At 62.9% G+C, this 12939-nt stretch carries 14 protein-coding genes; 10 read left to right on the forward strand and 4 right to left on the reverse strand.

Translation table 11 applies throughout. From position 1 onward, the window contains the following. Positions 1-64: 64 nt before the first annotated feature. The 3 genes from gloA2 (at position 65) to DDQ68_RS10190 (ending at position 1464) form a co-directional block, all read left to right on the forward strand. Positions 65-469 carry an SMU1112c/YaeR family gloxylase I-like metalloprotein gene (gloA2, locus tag DDQ68_RS10180; protein ID WP_109656197.1) on the forward strand — a complete coding sequence of 135 codons (405 nt, stop codon included), beginning with the start codon at positions 65-67 and terminating at the stop codon, positions 467-469. 119 nt (positions 470-588) lie between these two features. Further along, the gene (locus tag DDQ68_RS10185) at positions 589-957 is read left to right on the forward strand and encodes an LBP/BPI/CETP family protein (RefSeq protein WP_109656198.1); all 369 of its coding nucleotides are present in this window, start codon (positions 589-591) and stop codon (positions 955-957) included. A gap of 9 nt (positions 958-966) precedes the next feature. Beyond that, on the forward strand, positions 967-1464 hold the full coding sequence (locus DDQ68_RS10190; protein ID WP_109656199.1) for a hypothetical protein: 498 nt from the start codon (positions 967-969) through the stop codon (positions 1462-1464). A 248-nt stretch (positions 1465-1712) separates the two neighbouring features. Here DDQ68_RS10190 and DDQ68_RS10195 read toward each other — a convergent pair whose 3' ends face one another. Continuing rightward, on the reverse strand, positions 1713-2951 hold the full coding sequence (locus DDQ68_RS10195) for an MFS transporter (protein WP_109656200.1): 1239 nt from the start codon (positions 2949-2951) through the stop codon (positions 1713-1715). A gap of 155 nt (positions 2952-3106) precedes the next feature. Here DDQ68_RS10195 and DDQ68_RS10200 point away from each other — a divergent pair, with 155 nt between their 5' ends. Beyond that, positions 3107-4072: an aldo/keto reductase gene (locus DDQ68_RS10200; RefSeq protein ID WP_109656201.1), complete on the forward strand. Its 966-nt coding sequence runs from the start codon at positions 3107-3109 to the stop codon at positions 4070-4072. A gap of 225 nt (positions 4073-4297) precedes the next feature. Here the strand turns inward: DDQ68_RS10200 and DDQ68_RS10205 are convergent, their stop codons facing one another. Both DDQ68_RS10205 and DDQ68_RS10210 read right to left on the reverse strand, forming a co-directional pair. Further along, a complete protein-coding gene (locus tag DDQ68_RS10205) occupies positions 4298-4837 on the reverse strand; it encodes a hypothetical protein (RefSeq protein ID WP_109656202.1) in 540 nt (179 codons plus the stop codon). 69 nt (positions 4838-4906) lie between these two features. Further along, complete coding sequence (locus tag DDQ68_RS10210) at positions 4907-5902, reverse strand: transglutaminase-like domain-containing protein (protein WP_109656203.1); 996 nt, start codon at positions 5900-5902, stop codon at positions 4907-4909. A 177-nt stretch (positions 5903-6079) separates the two neighbouring features. On the opposite strand from DDQ68_RS10210, the gene DDQ68_RS24275 reads away from it, so the two are divergent. The 6 genes from DDQ68_RS24275 (at position 6080) to DDQ68_RS10235 (ending at position 11649) form a co-directional block, all read left to right on the forward strand. Continuing rightward, positions 6080-6211, forward strand: coding sequence for a hypothetical protein (locus DDQ68_RS24275; RefSeq protein WP_281271099.1), 132 nt, complete (start codon positions 6080-6082; stop codon positions 6209-6211). 219 nt (positions 6212-6430) lie between these two features. Beyond that, positions 6431-6742 (forward strand): YetF domain-containing protein, encoded by a 312-nt coding sequence (locus tag DDQ68_RS10215; protein ID WP_162550012.1) that lies wholly within the window; start codon positions 6431-6433, stop codon positions 6740-6742. A 239-nt stretch (positions 6743-6981) separates the two neighbouring features. Beyond that, the gene (locus DDQ68_RS10220; RefSeq protein ID WP_109656205.1) at positions 6982-7881 is read left to right on the forward strand and encodes an NAD-dependent epimerase/dehydratase family protein; all 900 of its coding nucleotides are present in this window, start codon (positions 6982-6984) and stop codon (positions 7879-7881) included. Positions 7882-8037: 156 nt separating this feature from the next. Further along, the gene (locus DDQ68_RS10225) at positions 8038-8487 is read left to right on the forward strand and encodes a hypothetical protein (protein ID WP_109656206.1); all 450 of its coding nucleotides are present in this window, start codon (positions 8038-8040) and stop codon (positions 8485-8487) included. Between the two features lie 48 nt (positions 8488-8535). Beyond that, positions 8536-10437 (forward strand): phosphoglycerate dehydrogenase, encoded by a 1902-nt coding sequence (gene serA, locus DDQ68_RS10230; protein ID WP_109658394.1) that lies wholly within the window; start codon positions 8536-8538, stop codon positions 10435-10437. A 219-nt stretch (positions 10438-10656) separates the two neighbouring features. After that, positions 10657-11649 carry a transposase gene (locus DDQ68_RS10235; RefSeq protein ID WP_162550013.1) on the forward strand — a complete coding sequence of 331 codons (993 nt, stop codon included), beginning with the start codon at positions 10657-10659 and terminating at the stop codon, positions 11647-11649. Positions 11650-11926: 277 nt separating this feature from the next. Here DDQ68_RS10235 and DDQ68_RS10240 read toward each other — a convergent pair whose 3' ends face one another. Then, the gene (locus DDQ68_RS10240) at positions 11927-12778 is read right to left on the reverse strand and encodes a coiled-coil domain-containing protein (RefSeq protein WP_109656208.1); all 852 of its coding nucleotides are present in this window, start codon (positions 12776-12778) and stop codon (positions 11927-11929) included. Positions 12779-12939: the final 161 nt, after the last annotated feature.

Genomic DNA, 12939 nt, shown 5'->3' on the forward strand with positions numbered 1-12939 from the left:
TACGTGAAAAAACCCACTGGGTGGCCGGCTGAGGCCGGGGGCCCGGATTGCCTTTCTTTGCTCCATGACTATTTCCCAACCCCTGGCCCTGGCGGGCGTGCACCACATCGCCATCATCTGCGCCGACTACGCCGCGTCGAAGGCCTTTTACACCGAGGTGCTGGGCCTTGAAATTATCCGCGAAGTACACCGCATCGAGCGTGATTCCTATAAGCTCGACTTGGCCGTAAATGGCCAGTACGTTATCGAGCTGTTTTCTTTCCCGAGCCCGCCGCTACGCCCCAGCCGGCCCGAGGCCCTGGGCCTGCGCCACTTAGCCTTTGCCGTGGCCGACCTAGCCGAGGCCACGCGGCGGCTCGCCGCTCACGGCGTGGCCTACGAGCCCATTCGGGTGGATGAGTTCACGGACCGGTGCTTCACCTTCTTTGCCGACCCCGACGGGCTACCGCTGGAGCTGTACGAGGTGTAAGCGCGGCGGCGTTCTTTGCGGGCAAATTCTGCGTTTGAACTGCCCAAGATGCCCAAAATTTACTTTCTGGCCCTGCTGTTGGCCCTGGCCGGCTGCGCCACCCGCCCAGCCGCCTGAACGTGGCCGCCAGCTACTGCGACCCACCCCCGCCCTACCGCTACGACCCTACGTTTGCGCCGCGGGCCGATTTTGCGGGGGCCCTCACGCCGGCGCTGCTGGCCCGCTACCCGCGCCGCAACTTGCTCACGGCCAAAGCCGCCGGCCTGCTGCCCGCCCTCACCACCTTGCTGAGCCTGGAAGCCACCGCCCACCAGCAGCCGGGGCCCGCCGCCGAGGTAGCCGTGCTGCGCCTGCGCCAGCTGATTGGGGCCCAGATGGCGCTGGTGAGCACCACAGTGACGAGCCTGAACGCCGAGCTGGACTGCGAGGGCGAACGCGCCGACCAAATGGCTGGCTACCTCAAGGCCCGGGATGACCGCCGCACCTAGTGCCTCAACGTGCTGTCCATCAGCATTGGGGCGGCCAGCGGCATTGGCACACCGGTGGTTGACAACAAGGCGACCCAGTATACGTTTGGCATCGGCGGGGGCCTGCTGGCGGCGGGCCTGGGGCTGCTGACGCTGACCGGCGGCCACTCGACCGAGCTCACGCACCCACGCAACCTGCTGGCCGACGTGTGGAGCGAAAAACCGGCGTCCGACGTGTTTCCGCCCAGCGTGTGGTACCTGCTCACCGAGCCCGCCTTCAGCAACGGCGGCCAGACGAGCCTGGCCCACAACGCCCGCCGCCGCTGGGAGCACTACGGCCAGCTCGCCCAGCCCAATTCGCCGAAAGGCAAGCAGTTGGCGGCGCTGCTCTTCGGCACGGACGGCCAGTACTCGACCGACCAACTCACCGTGCGGGCCAACGTGCTCAACGAGTTACAATCGGCCGTGCGCCTGCTCAACCAGGAGCTGCAAGGGCTACTGCTGGCACTGAACAAAGTGGTGCGGTAGCTAATTTAAAAGGGGTTGTCAGTTGGTCTTTGTCAGTTATTAGTCGGTCTATAAGGCTGTTTATAAAGTTGATGAAACCAATAAGAACGTCATGCTGAACGCAGTGAAGCATCTCTACCGCTTCGCCGGGGCTGTTCAAAAAAGCGGTAGAGATGCTTCGGCTGCGCTCAGAATGACTGGAATACTGCTTTCTAAACAGCCTGGCTTATTGCCAAACAACTGACAACAAGCAACTGACAACGAGCAACTCAGGAGCCGCCCGTCGCCAACAGCCCGGCGGAGGCCCGGGTTTGGCGCAGGTTACGCAGGTAGAGCAGGCCAATGAGCAGCGCCAGGGCCCCCTCGGCCAGCACGGTGGCCTGCACGCCGATGCGCTCCGAGGCCACGCCCACTAGCAGGCTACCCAGCGGCAGCGCGGTGGTGTACACCAGCACGTAGAGGCTGATGACGCGCCCGCGCATGGCCGGCAACACGGTGGTTTGCAGCAGCGTCACGTTGATGGTGGTCTGGGCCATCATGCCAAACGCGCCCACCGCCAGGAAGGCCAGCGCCGGCCAGTACCACGGCGTGTAGGCAAACAGCAGCAGGCCCACACCCAGCACAAAAGTATTGACGGTCATTACTTTACCCAAATCAGTGCTCGGCGGCAGCGACGTGAGGTACAGCGCGGCCCCGAACCCACCCAGCCCAATGGCCCCGTCGAGCAGGCCGAAGGTGGTAGCCGTGCCCTGGAAAACGTCCTTGGCGTAGACCGGCATGAGGGCTGTGAAGGGCAGCACCAGCAGGGCCATCAACCCCAGGGCCCCGATGATGAACCGGATGTCCGGCGTGTCACGCACGTAGCGGAAGCCGTCGGCCAGCTCACCCAACAGGGCCTTGGGGTGCGCCCGGGCCACGTGGGCGGGCAGCCGCAGGGCCAGCAGCGACCCGATAACGGCCACGAAGCTGAGCGCGTTGAGGCCGAAGCAGGCGGCGGCCCCCAACTGCTCGATGGCGAAGCCCGCTACGGCCGGCCCCAGCAGCTTCGAGAGGTTGAGCATGGTGGAGTTGAGGGCCACCGCGTTGGGCACGTCCTGCTTGTCGTCCACCAAATCGTACACCAGCGACTGCCGGGCGGGCACGTCGAAGGCGTTGATGATACCCAGCACGGCGCTTAGCCCGATGATGGCCGCTACCGCATCGTGCTGCCAAAACACGGCCAGCGCCAGCAGCCCGGCCTGCATCATCGACAGCACCTGCGTGGCCAGCAGCACCCGGTAGCGCGAGTAGCGGTCGGACACGACGCCCCCGAGCAGCGAGAACAGCGCCGACGGGAACAGCGTGGCGAACACGCTCACGCCCAGCATAAACTTGGAGTGCGTCTCGGCGTACACCACCCAGCTCACCGCCGTTTTCTGCATCCAGGTACCCAGCAACGATAGGGACTGACCGCCGAAAAACAAGCGAAAGTTGCGGCTGCGAAACGCACGCAGGGCCTCGTACTCCATGCCCAAAGGTGGGGGAAATTCGCGCCCCGGCCTTGGGGCCCCGGCGAGGCTGCCGGGCCGGCCCCGGGCGGCGCGGCCAACCCAAACCAGTTTTTGGGAGTTTAGGAGGGAGCTGCACTGGCCGCTTTCGCTTTTTTCTCCCGTTTCATCTTCCAATGGCAACCCCTCGTGAACTGGGCCACTCCGGCCTGTACATTGCCCCGCTCGTGCTGGGCGGCAACGTGTTCGGCTGGACGGCCGATGAAAACGCTTCCTTCGCCGTACTCGACGCCTTCGTGGCGGGCGGCGGCAATGCCATCGACACGGCCGACGTGTACTCGGCCTGGGCCCCCGGCCACGAAGGCGGCGGGCAGTCGGAAACCGTGATTGGCAAGTGGCTGGCCCAGCGCGGCCGCCGCGACGATGTGCTGATTTTCACCAAAGTGGGCATGGAACTGGGCCCCGGCAAAAAGGGCCTGTCGAAAGCCTACATCAAGCGCGCCGTCGAAGATTCGCTGCGCCGCCTCCAGACCGACTACATCGACCTTTACCAAAGCCACAAAGACGACGAGAGCCTTCCCGTAACCGAGCCCCTCGAAGCCTACGCTGAGCTGCTGAAGGAAGGAAAAATCCGCGCCATCGGAGCCTCTAACTTCAAGCCCACGCGCCTGCAAGCGGCCCTGGATGCGGCCAAAAACGGCCTGCCCCGCTACGAGAGCCTCCAGCCCGAATACAACCTGTACGACCGCGAGGCTTTTGAGAAAGACGACCTGCCCATCGTGCAGGCCAGCGGCATCGGCGTCATCCCGTACTTCGGCCTGGCCGCCGGCTTCCTCACCGGCAAGTACCGCGCTGAGGCCGACCTCCAGAAGAGCCCGCGTGGCGCCGGCATCGGCAAGAAGTACCTGAACGGCAAAGGCCTGGCCCTCCTGAGCGCGCTGGATGCCGTGGCCGACCGCCACTCGGCCACCCCGGCCCAGGTGGCCCTGGCCTGGCTGATGCAGGCCCCCGGCATTACGGCCCCCATCGCCAGCGGCACCAGCCCCGGGCAGGTGACGGAGCTGACCGAAGCCATGAGTTTGCAGCTAAAGACCGCCGACGTGACCGAGTTACAAGCCGCCCGGCCGGTAGCCACCGCGTAGGCCAATCAATACATTTCGACCAAAAAAGCCCCCACGTTGAGGGTACCCTTTTTGAGTGGCAGCAAAGTTATTTTTATTCAGCATATTATTCACAACAAAGGTGCAGTTACTCAGTGCTCAGGTCCTATTCCTTCACCAGAGTGAGGTCGTCGGCCGCCGCCTTAGCATCGGCCAGCGTATTTTGGTTAGTCAGGGCCGCCGAGCATCCGATTTGTCGGCTTTCTCCTACGCCACCAAAGTATTATTGAGCAAGTATAGCGAGCCCAACACTGTTTTAGAAGGCCGGACGAACACGGGTACATAGCGGAGCGTGACGACCGAGCCTACCCACTCCACTGTTTGATAGCCAACCTGCTTGCCCGACCCGTAACGGGCCCGCAGTGCCGCTAACAGGGGCTCGGCGTCCGCCGCATCGCTGACGCCGAGGTTTAGTTTGGCGATGTGTCCGCGATAGGCGACCAGAATAATACCACCGTAAAGTCGTAGCCCATTAACTACCAGAGCAATGTTGGCGGCCCGGGCTCCCACTAGGGCGGTATTAGTTGCTTTCAGCTCGGTGAGCACGAGGGGCACCTCTGGCAAGCCTACACCAAAGGCAATAGGGCCGATACCATTGGTAGAGTCGAGGGCTGCCAGGCTAAGGGGTAGGTCCCAGGCAACGTGCGGAGAAGCGGGAAGCGGCACCTGCGCCACTGCTGGCGTGGCTAGCCAAGCAGCGACCAAGAGCCAGGCGCATACCTGCCAGTAACTATAGTGGGTGGACATGCGGCAAAACTAGCCGCTGTCTTTCCTACACCAACGCAGGTTATCAACTTAGCTTATTTACGACCAGCGTTAGGGCGCTACGTCGACAAAGGTGTAAGTGCGGGCCACTTCGAGCGGCTGGCCGTCGGCCTCGGCATAGGGGTATACGAAGTAGTTAAGGGGCAGTCCAGCCTGCTTGGGTACCAAGGCCAGGTCGCGGCCGCGGGTGAACTCAACGCGGTTTTCGTCGTGGGCCCCAAAGAAGTAGGCGCGCTTGCTGGGGTCTTTGGCCGCCTCAGAGGCATCGACGGGCATCCAGCCGGTTTCCTTGGTGAAGAACTCGGCCCAGCAGTGGTAGCCCTTGATTTCACCCTGGCCGTGCCCGGCCGGCAGCGGCAGCCCGATGCTGAAGCGCGCCGGGATGCCCAGCGCCCGGCAGTATCCGATGACGATGGCGTGGAAATCAGTGCAGTTGCCGCGCCGCGCGTCGCAGGCGTAGTAGATATCGCCGCGGCCCCAGCCCTGGCCGGTTTTGTCGTAGGTCACGGTGCTCACCACGTGCTCATAGATGGCGCGGGCCTGGGCCAAGGGTGTGGTGGCGTGGGCTTTATCCACCACTTCCTGGGCCTGGGCCTTTATTTTGAAGTCAAGTGGCACGAGGCGGTCGGGGGCCAGCCAGCGGGCCAGGTTGGGGTCGCGGGCCTCCGTTTCGGCGGTGGCGTGGTCGTCGGTGGCGCGCAGGTTCAGGTGCTCGCGGCGCGTAATGCGGGCCGTGAGCGTGACGACCAGCGGCGCGGTGGGCACGGCGGCGGGCCGCAGGTGCAGCATTTGATTGCCGTAGGCGTCCTTCTCGACGGTGTAGGGCCCCGGGGCCTCAATTTTCAGGTCGGCCACGTCCTGGCTTTTGTCGGCGTGGGGCACGGGCATCCACACCTCCAGGGCCCTAGTACCGGCGGCCGGTACGGGCACCGTGGCCTGGCACGTGAGCAAAAACGTGCGGCTGCGCAATGCGGCCGTGGGCGCGGTGGGGGTAGGAGCGGCGGCGCTCAGCAGCAGCGCGGTGGCAGCGAGAAAAAAAGGCTTCATTAAACGGGGCAACTGATTGAGCCACAAAATTACGCGCTGGCCCCACCCCGGCTGGTAGCCATGGGCAGGTGAGTTTTCGTGAAAAAATAGTCCACTGCCCCGGCTAAATGCCACCGCACCCTCTACAGAGCCGTAAATGAGCCGGCGGCCGTTATTCCCCACCCACCCTTTGTGCCCTTGGCTGTTCCCATCGAACCCTTTACCTGGCACCGCATATTGTGGCCGGACGACGCGCCGGCCGCCTGTTTGGGTGCACTCGCGCTCTGCTGCGCCGCCGCGTACCTGCTCACGCTGGGGCCCTGCACGTGACCGGGCGGCGCGGGGTGCGGCAGCTGTCCATTTTCGAGCTGAGTATTATCCTGACCTTGAGCTTGGCGGCCGGCAACGCCATTTTCTACAACGACATGCCGCTGCTGCACGTGGCCGCGGTGTTTGCGGTGGTGACGGCGCTGTACTGGCTCTTCAACCGCTTCACCGAGTGGTCGCCGCACTTCAGCAGACTGGCTCGAAGGGGCCCCGCTGCTGCTGGTGGAGGACGGCCGGGTGCACATGGAAAACTTCCGCCAGCTGCGCCTCACCCAAAAGAAGCTGTTCGGGGAGCTCCGCCAGCACCAGGTAGAGCACCTAGGCCAGGTGCGCTCCTATATGGAAACCACCGGCAACTTGAGCATCTACTTCCACCCCGAAACCGAGCCCGTACGCCCCGGCTTGCCCACCTGGCCCGAGCGGTTCCGGCACCTCCAACGCCGCGCCGGGGCGCCGGGGCTCCACGCCTGCTGCCGCTGCGGCCACGTGCACACCCTGGCCAAGGGCGACCAGGTACCGTGCCCCACCTGCTAAAACGACCACTGGCTGCCCGTGTGCAACGCGTAGCGGATGGCCTGAGCGGGCACGAGTCCGTGCACAGACTCGTACAGGGCGACCCCCTCTCCAGCGGCTCGTAAACCACTCTAAACGAGTGCAGGCGCTTAGCAAACCCAGAATTTCCGGGGCGAACACGGCGGCGCGGGCCTAGCGGCCGTACTAACCCCAGCGGACGCCCCCCGGGGCCCCGCCGTCCATTCCAAGCAACTCGTTTTATGAAATCACCCAAGAAAACCGCCCCCAAGCGCGTGCTCGTAACCGGCGGCACCGGCAAGCTAGGCAAGGTCTGCGTGGCCGACCTGCAAGCCCACGGCTACGACGTGTTCGTCGTGGATGTCGTGGCCCCCGAAAAAGGCATCCCGCACATCATTGCCGACCTTAGTGACTTCGGCCAGACGCTCGATGCGCTGTCTTCCACGGGCAAGGAAATCCACGCCGGCGTGGGCAACCAGGCCTTTGATGCGATTGTGCACCTGGCGGCCTTCCCCACCCCGCGCCAGTACCCCGATGCGCACCTGTTCCAGAACAATATCATGGGCACCTACAACGTGTTCGAGGCAGCGCGGCGGTTGGGTATTCGCAACGTTATCTGGGCCAGCAGCGAAACCACACTGGGCGAACCCTTCGACGGCGCCGAGCCTTACGCGCCCGTGGACGAGGACTACCCGCTACGCGCCAAGAGCGCCTACGCCCTGGCCAAGGTGCTGATGGAGGATATGGCCCGCCAGTTCTGCCTCCAAACGCCGGATATGAAACTCGTCGGCCTGCGCTTCAGCAACGTGATGGAGCCCGCCGACTACGCCAAGTTCCCGGCCTACGACGACGACCCCGAGGAGCGCAAGTGGAACATGTGGGCCTACATCGACGCCCGCGACGGCTCGCAGGCCATCCGTAAGGCCGTGGAGTGGCAGGCCACCGGCATGCACGCCTTCATCATTGCCAACGCCGACACGGTGATGTCGAAATCCTCCACCGAGTTAATGAAGAACTTCCTGCCCCACGTGCCGGTGCGCAAGGAGCTGGGCGAGCACGAAACACTGCTTTCGATTGAGAAAGCCCGCCGCGTGCTGGGCTACGAGCCCGAGTTCAGCTGGCGCGAGGAGAAGTCACGGTAAATTTAGCCTTTGAATAAAAAGTTCGGGTGTTTGACCGCTCACTTCTTGAAACCCCGGTGCGCCAACACCGGGGTTTCGCTTTTTACAAGCTACCGTGTTGGTGGGACGTGTACCATAGCTTAAGGCGAAGCCAACGGCGGGCACATCTTTGCGGCTATGCCCAACGCCGTTGCCGTCCAATTGCCTTTCTGGCAAGATCCCCAAAGTCCACTTGCACTCGCCATTAGCGTAACCAGTAGTAGTTGTGAAGTTTTTTTTACCCTCTGGGACGAAGCAGGGGAAGAATTACCCAACCACCTAGGCAAAATCACCTTTTCCGAGTGCTGGGCCACAAGTACCGTCAGCACCGACTTACTACCCTATGCGGCGGAGCCACACGCCTTTACCTCCTTCCTGCTGGAAGTACCCAACTCCGCGTGGCTGGCCGCTACCCGCGAGCTGCGAGAACGGCATTACTACGGCTGGAAGCACTGGGACAAATTCAAGTACCACCGCCACTATGTGGTGCAAGGCGGCGAGGGCTACCTCGAAGTACTGGCCTCCAGTTTTGCCGCCGGCCTGGCATCTGACGATGAGTGCCGCCGATACGCCTTTTTGCGGGACTAATGCTGGACGTAAGTGGTGAAGGCTAATGCCCGACCCATCTTTGTGGCCATGCCCGACCCCGCCGCCCCCCTGCCCTACCTCGTTTTCGACTTCGACTCCACCTTCACGCAAGTGGAAGGCTTGGATGAGCTGGCCGCCATTGCCCTCGCCGGCCAGGCTGACCAGGCCGGGCGGGTGGCCCAGATCAGGGCCCTGACGGACCAGGGGATGGCGGGCGAAATCGGGTTTCAGGAGTCGCTGGCCCGGCGGCTGGCACTGCTGGGGGCCCACGAGCGGCATTTGGGGCCCCTGGTGGCGCGGCTCAAAACCAGGGTCAGCGAGAGCATCCGGCGCAACGGCGACTTCTTCCGGCAGCACGCCGAGCGCATCTACGTGGTGAGCAGCGGGTTTCGGGAGTTTATCGAGCCGGTGGTAGCCGAGTTTGGCATTGAAGCCAGTCATGTGCTGGCCAACACGTTCACGTTTGACGCCGAAGGCAACATTACCGGCTGCGACGCGGCCAACGTGCTCAGCCGCGACGGCGGCAAGATTCGCCAGCTCGTGCTGCTCGACCTGGAGGGGCCCGTGTACGTGGTGGGCGACGGCTACACCGACTACCAGATTCGGGAGGCCGGGCTGGCCCACCGCTTCTACGCCTACACCGAAAACGTGGTGCGCCCTACCGTGGTAGCCCGCGCCGACGAAGTATTGCCCACTTTTGACGAGTTTTTGTATCAGCTGAAATTACCGATGACCCTTTCGTACCCCAAGAACCGCATCAAGGTCCTGCTCCTCGAAAACCCCGACGCCCGCGCCGCCGAGCTCTTCCGCGCCGAAGGCTACCAGGTAGACGAAGTGAAGGGGGCCCTGGACGAGGCCGAACTCATTGCCCGCATCGAAGGCGTGAGCCTGCTGGGCATCCGCTCCAAAACGCAGGTGACCCAGCGCGTGCTCGACGCCGCCAACCGCCTCATCGGCATCGGCGCCTTTTGCATCGGCACCAACCAGATTGACCTGGCCGGGGCCATGAAAAAGGGCGTGGCCGTGTTCAACGCACCCTTCAGCAACACCCGCTCGGTAGTGGAGCTGGCGCTGGGCGAAATCATTATGCTGGCCCGCCGCATCCCGGTCAAAAACCCAAAAATGCACGCCGGCGAGTGGGACAAGTCGGCCGGTGGCTCGTTTGAGATTCGGGGCAAGACGCTGGGCATCATCGGCTACGGTAATATTGGCTCGCAGCTCTCAGTGGTGGCCGAGGCCGTGGGTATGAAGGTGCTATACTACGACGTAGCCGAAAAGCTCCAGCTCGGCAACGCCGTGAAGTGCAAAACCCTAGAAGAACTGCTGCCCCTGGCCGACGTAGTGACACTACACATCGACGGCCGCACCGAGAACCAAGACTTTTTTGGGGCCCCGCAGTTTGCCCTGATGAAGCCGGGGGCCCTGTTCCTCAACAACGCCCGCGGCCACGTGGTGGACGTGCCCGCCCTGGCCGCCGCCCTGCGCAGCGGCTACCTCGGCGGCGCGGCGGTGGACGTATTTCCGCACGAGCCCAAAACCAACGCCGAGGCCTTCGAGAACGAGCTGCGCGGCCTGCCCAACGTGCTGCTCACGCCCCACATCGGCGGCAGCACGGCCGAGGCCCAGCGCAACATCGCCGAGTTCGTGCCCGAGCGCCTCATGGAGTACACCAACACCGGCAACACCCAGCAGAGCGTCAATTTTCCCAATATCCAGCTGCCTACGCAGCAGGCCCATCGCCTTATTCACATCCACGCCAACGTACCCGGCGTGCTGGCAAACATCAACAACGTACTGGCTCAGCACCACGTCAACATCCTGGGCCAGTACCTGAAAACCAACGAGCACATCGGCTACGTGATAACCGACATCGATAAGGAGTACGACCAGGACGTGATTCAGGCCCTGCGGGCCGTGGAGCACACCATCAAGTTCCGGGTGCTGTACTAGAGCGATTTCCAGGTCAGCACTCTACCCTACTAAGATCGGGGGCATAAAAACGGGGCAGTCCGACCTTTGGGGTTCCTACACCAAAGGTCGGACTGCCCCGTAAAGCAAGGCCTCATTGCCAAAATTACGACCGTTCTCCAACACGTGCCCCTGGTGCGGAATCTGGCGCGGTAAAAATTCATTGCCCACTTCATTATTGGGCTGATAAAGAGCCGCAACGTGCAGTTTTGCGAAGTGGCCCAGCACCTGAACGACGCCGTCAAGCCCGCCTCGAACGAACCCCGGGTTCAGGGCTTTTTTCGGGAGGTTGACCTGGACTACCTGGTGTTGGCCCGCTTGCTAGTCAGATTTTTACCAGTCCAGAGCAAGCTCCGCCTGTACCTGGACCGGACGGAGTGGGCTGCCGGCCAGTGCCGGGTCAATATTTTGCCCGTGGCCGTGGGCCAGGACGCGTTTCAGGTGCCGCTCTACTGGGAGTTGCCCGACAACCGCAGCGGCAACTCCAATGCCGCCCAACGCAGCGCCGTGCGCGAAGTCTGCCGGGCCGTGCCGGGCCACGAGCGGGTCGGCCTGGTGCTGGGGGACCGGGCGTTCGTGGGCCATGCTTGGTTCAAGTGGCTCCAAGACAGCGGGCTGAATTTTGTCATGCGCCTGCCCCGGCATCACCTGCTGCCCGATGCCCACGACCAGCGCCAGGCCATTGCCGACCTGAAGCTGGCCATTGGGCAGGTGCGCCACTTTGCCCAGCGGCAGGTCGACGGCATCTGGGGACAGGTCTGGGTCAAAGCGTTGGCCGGGGGCGACTTCCTCTTCCTCTTTGGCACCGCCGGCTTGCCCGACCTGGGACAACTCTACGCCCGGCGCTGGACCATTGAGCAGTGCATTCAGAACCTGAAAGGGCGCGACTTTCAACTGGAAAACAGCCACTTGCGCTGCCGCCACGAGCTGCGTAAGCTCCTGGCCCTGGTCACATTCACCTACGCCTTTTGTTTGAGTGTGGGCCAAGCCGCCGACCAGCGCACGCCCATCGCCCGCAAAAACCACGGCTATCGGGCCACGAGTCTGGCGCGCAATGGCCTAAGCATCTTGCGTCAAACCACCCGCCCAGCCACTGGTACCCGGCACAAACTGGTCCGATTAGTTGAAGCCTTATTAGATTGGATGGTGCGACAACTGACTAATTTTCAAACGCCTGTGAAAATAGTAGGATAGAGTACTCTGAGAGGCCACCCGAGTAGGTGGAGAAGATGGACGCCAGGTGAGCATGGCCACTTATTTGGATAGCCTCGTAAGCGCGAGCGCGGGGTTAAAAAAAAGCGCCGGGCCTGGGGGCCCGGCGCTTTGCCGTCTCGTTTTCTACTGGGGTCTCTAGGGCAGCTCCTAAGTCAGTGTACGTGTTTTAAGAGAGTTAAAAGTGGAGAGTTAAAATCTTTTCGGATTGCTCTTTAACTCTTCACTTTTAACTAAGTACAGTCGTGCGGAAACCGCTCTAGTGGTGGGCCATCTGGTTTTTGTCGCGCTGAATCTCACGCTGGTCGCGCACTTTTTGCAGGCGCTCCCGGGCCAGCTCGCGCTTGTCCTGGGCTTGCTCCCGGTGGTCGGTCTTAGCGTCCTGGCGGTCGGCCCTCAGGTCGGTCTTGTTGGCGGCCAGGTGGTCCTTGGTCGCGTCCAACTTGCCTTTGTCCTTGGCCAGGATGGCCTCGTGGTGCTTGTAGGCCATTTCGTCCTTGTGCAGCTCGCCCTTATCGGTCTTGAACTCTTTGGTATCGCGGGCCAGCAGGCCGCGGTCGTGCTCGCGGGTGCCCAGGTCGTGGGTCAGCTTTTCCTTGGCCGTGGCAAGGCCCGCTTTAGCCGTGGCCAGCGCCTGCTCATCGGCGGCTATCCGGGCGGACGAAGCCCCGCTTTTGACGTCGGAAATCACCTTCTGGGCATCCGTCTGCACCGTGCCGCGGTCGCCCTTCAGGGCCACGTGGTCGGTGGCCAGGGCCTGGTTATCGCCTTTGAGCAAGGCCTTGTCGGTGCTCTTATCGGCGCGGTCGAGCTTGAGGTCGGCGTGGTCGAGGGCCATGTCGTGGCGCCCGTGGCGCAGGTCGGCCCGCTGTTCGGCCAGGGCTTTTTCCAGGGCGGCCACGCGCTTTTCTTCAGCCTTGATGGTGGCCTTGTCGGCGGTAATGTCGGCGGCGTCCTTGGTGAGGCCCGTCCGGGTGCTGGCAATCTCGGTTTCCAGCTTCGCAATCCTCTCCTTTACCTGCTGGAGCTGCTGCTCGTCTTGCGTAAGGTTTTGGGCATGGCCGGCGTAGCTGCCCAGGCAGACAATGGCTGCCAAAATAATTTTTTTCATGGAAGTGGAAAAACGGGGGTGAATGAAAGGCAAAATGTGAACGTCGGCTCGGCCCCGGGCTGGCGCACGCCTGGGCCCGCCGGCAGCGGAAGTGCTTGATTGAAAACAGAAATAATGCAAAGGCCGGCCGCGACAGCCAGCGGACGGGGGTGCGGGGCCTT

It is taken from the genome of Hymenobacter nivis (assembly GCF_003149515.1).
GTDB lineage: Bacteria > Bacteroidota > Bacteroidia > Cytophagales > Hymenobacteraceae > Hymenobacter > Hymenobacter nivis.

Excerpts from the sequence above, each read along its gene's own strand:
- gloA2 (WP_109656197.1), top strand. The coding sequence starts at position 65 with ATGACTATTTCCCAACCCCTGGCCCTGGCGGGCGTGCACCACATCGCC.
- DDQ68_RS10195 (WP_109656200.1), bottom strand. The coding sequence starts at position 2,951 with ATGGAGTACGAGGCCCTGCGTGCGTTTCGCAGCCGCAACTTTCGCTTG.
- DDQ68_RS10200 (WP_109656201.1), top strand. The coding sequence starts at position 3,107 with ATGGCAACCCCTCGTGAACTGGGCCACTCCGGCCTGTACATTGCCCCG.
- DDQ68_RS10205 (WP_109656202.1), bottom strand. The coding sequence starts at position 4,837 with ATGTCCACCCACTATAGTTACTGGCAGGTATGCGCCTGGCTCTTGGTC.
- DDQ68_RS10210 (WP_109656203.1), bottom strand. The coding sequence starts at position 5,902 with ATGAAGCCTTTTTTTCTCGCTGCCACCGCGCTGCTGCTGAGCGCCGCC.
- DDQ68_RS10220 (WP_109656205.1), top strand. The coding sequence starts at position 6,982 with ATGAAATCACCCAAGAAAACCGCCCCCAAGCGCGTGCTCGTAACCGGC.
- DDQ68_RS10225 (WP_109656206.1), top strand. The coding sequence starts at position 8,038 with ATGCCCAACGCCGTTGCCGTCCAATTGCCTTTCTGGCAAGATCCCCAA.
- serA (WP_109658394.1), top strand. The coding sequence starts at position 8,536 with ATGCCCGACCCCGCCGCCCCCCTGCCCTACCTCGTTTTCGACTTCGAC.
- DDQ68_RS10240 (WP_109656208.1), bottom strand. The coding sequence starts at position 12,778 with ATGAAAAAAATTATTTTGGCAGCCATTGTCTGCCTGGGCAGCTACGCC.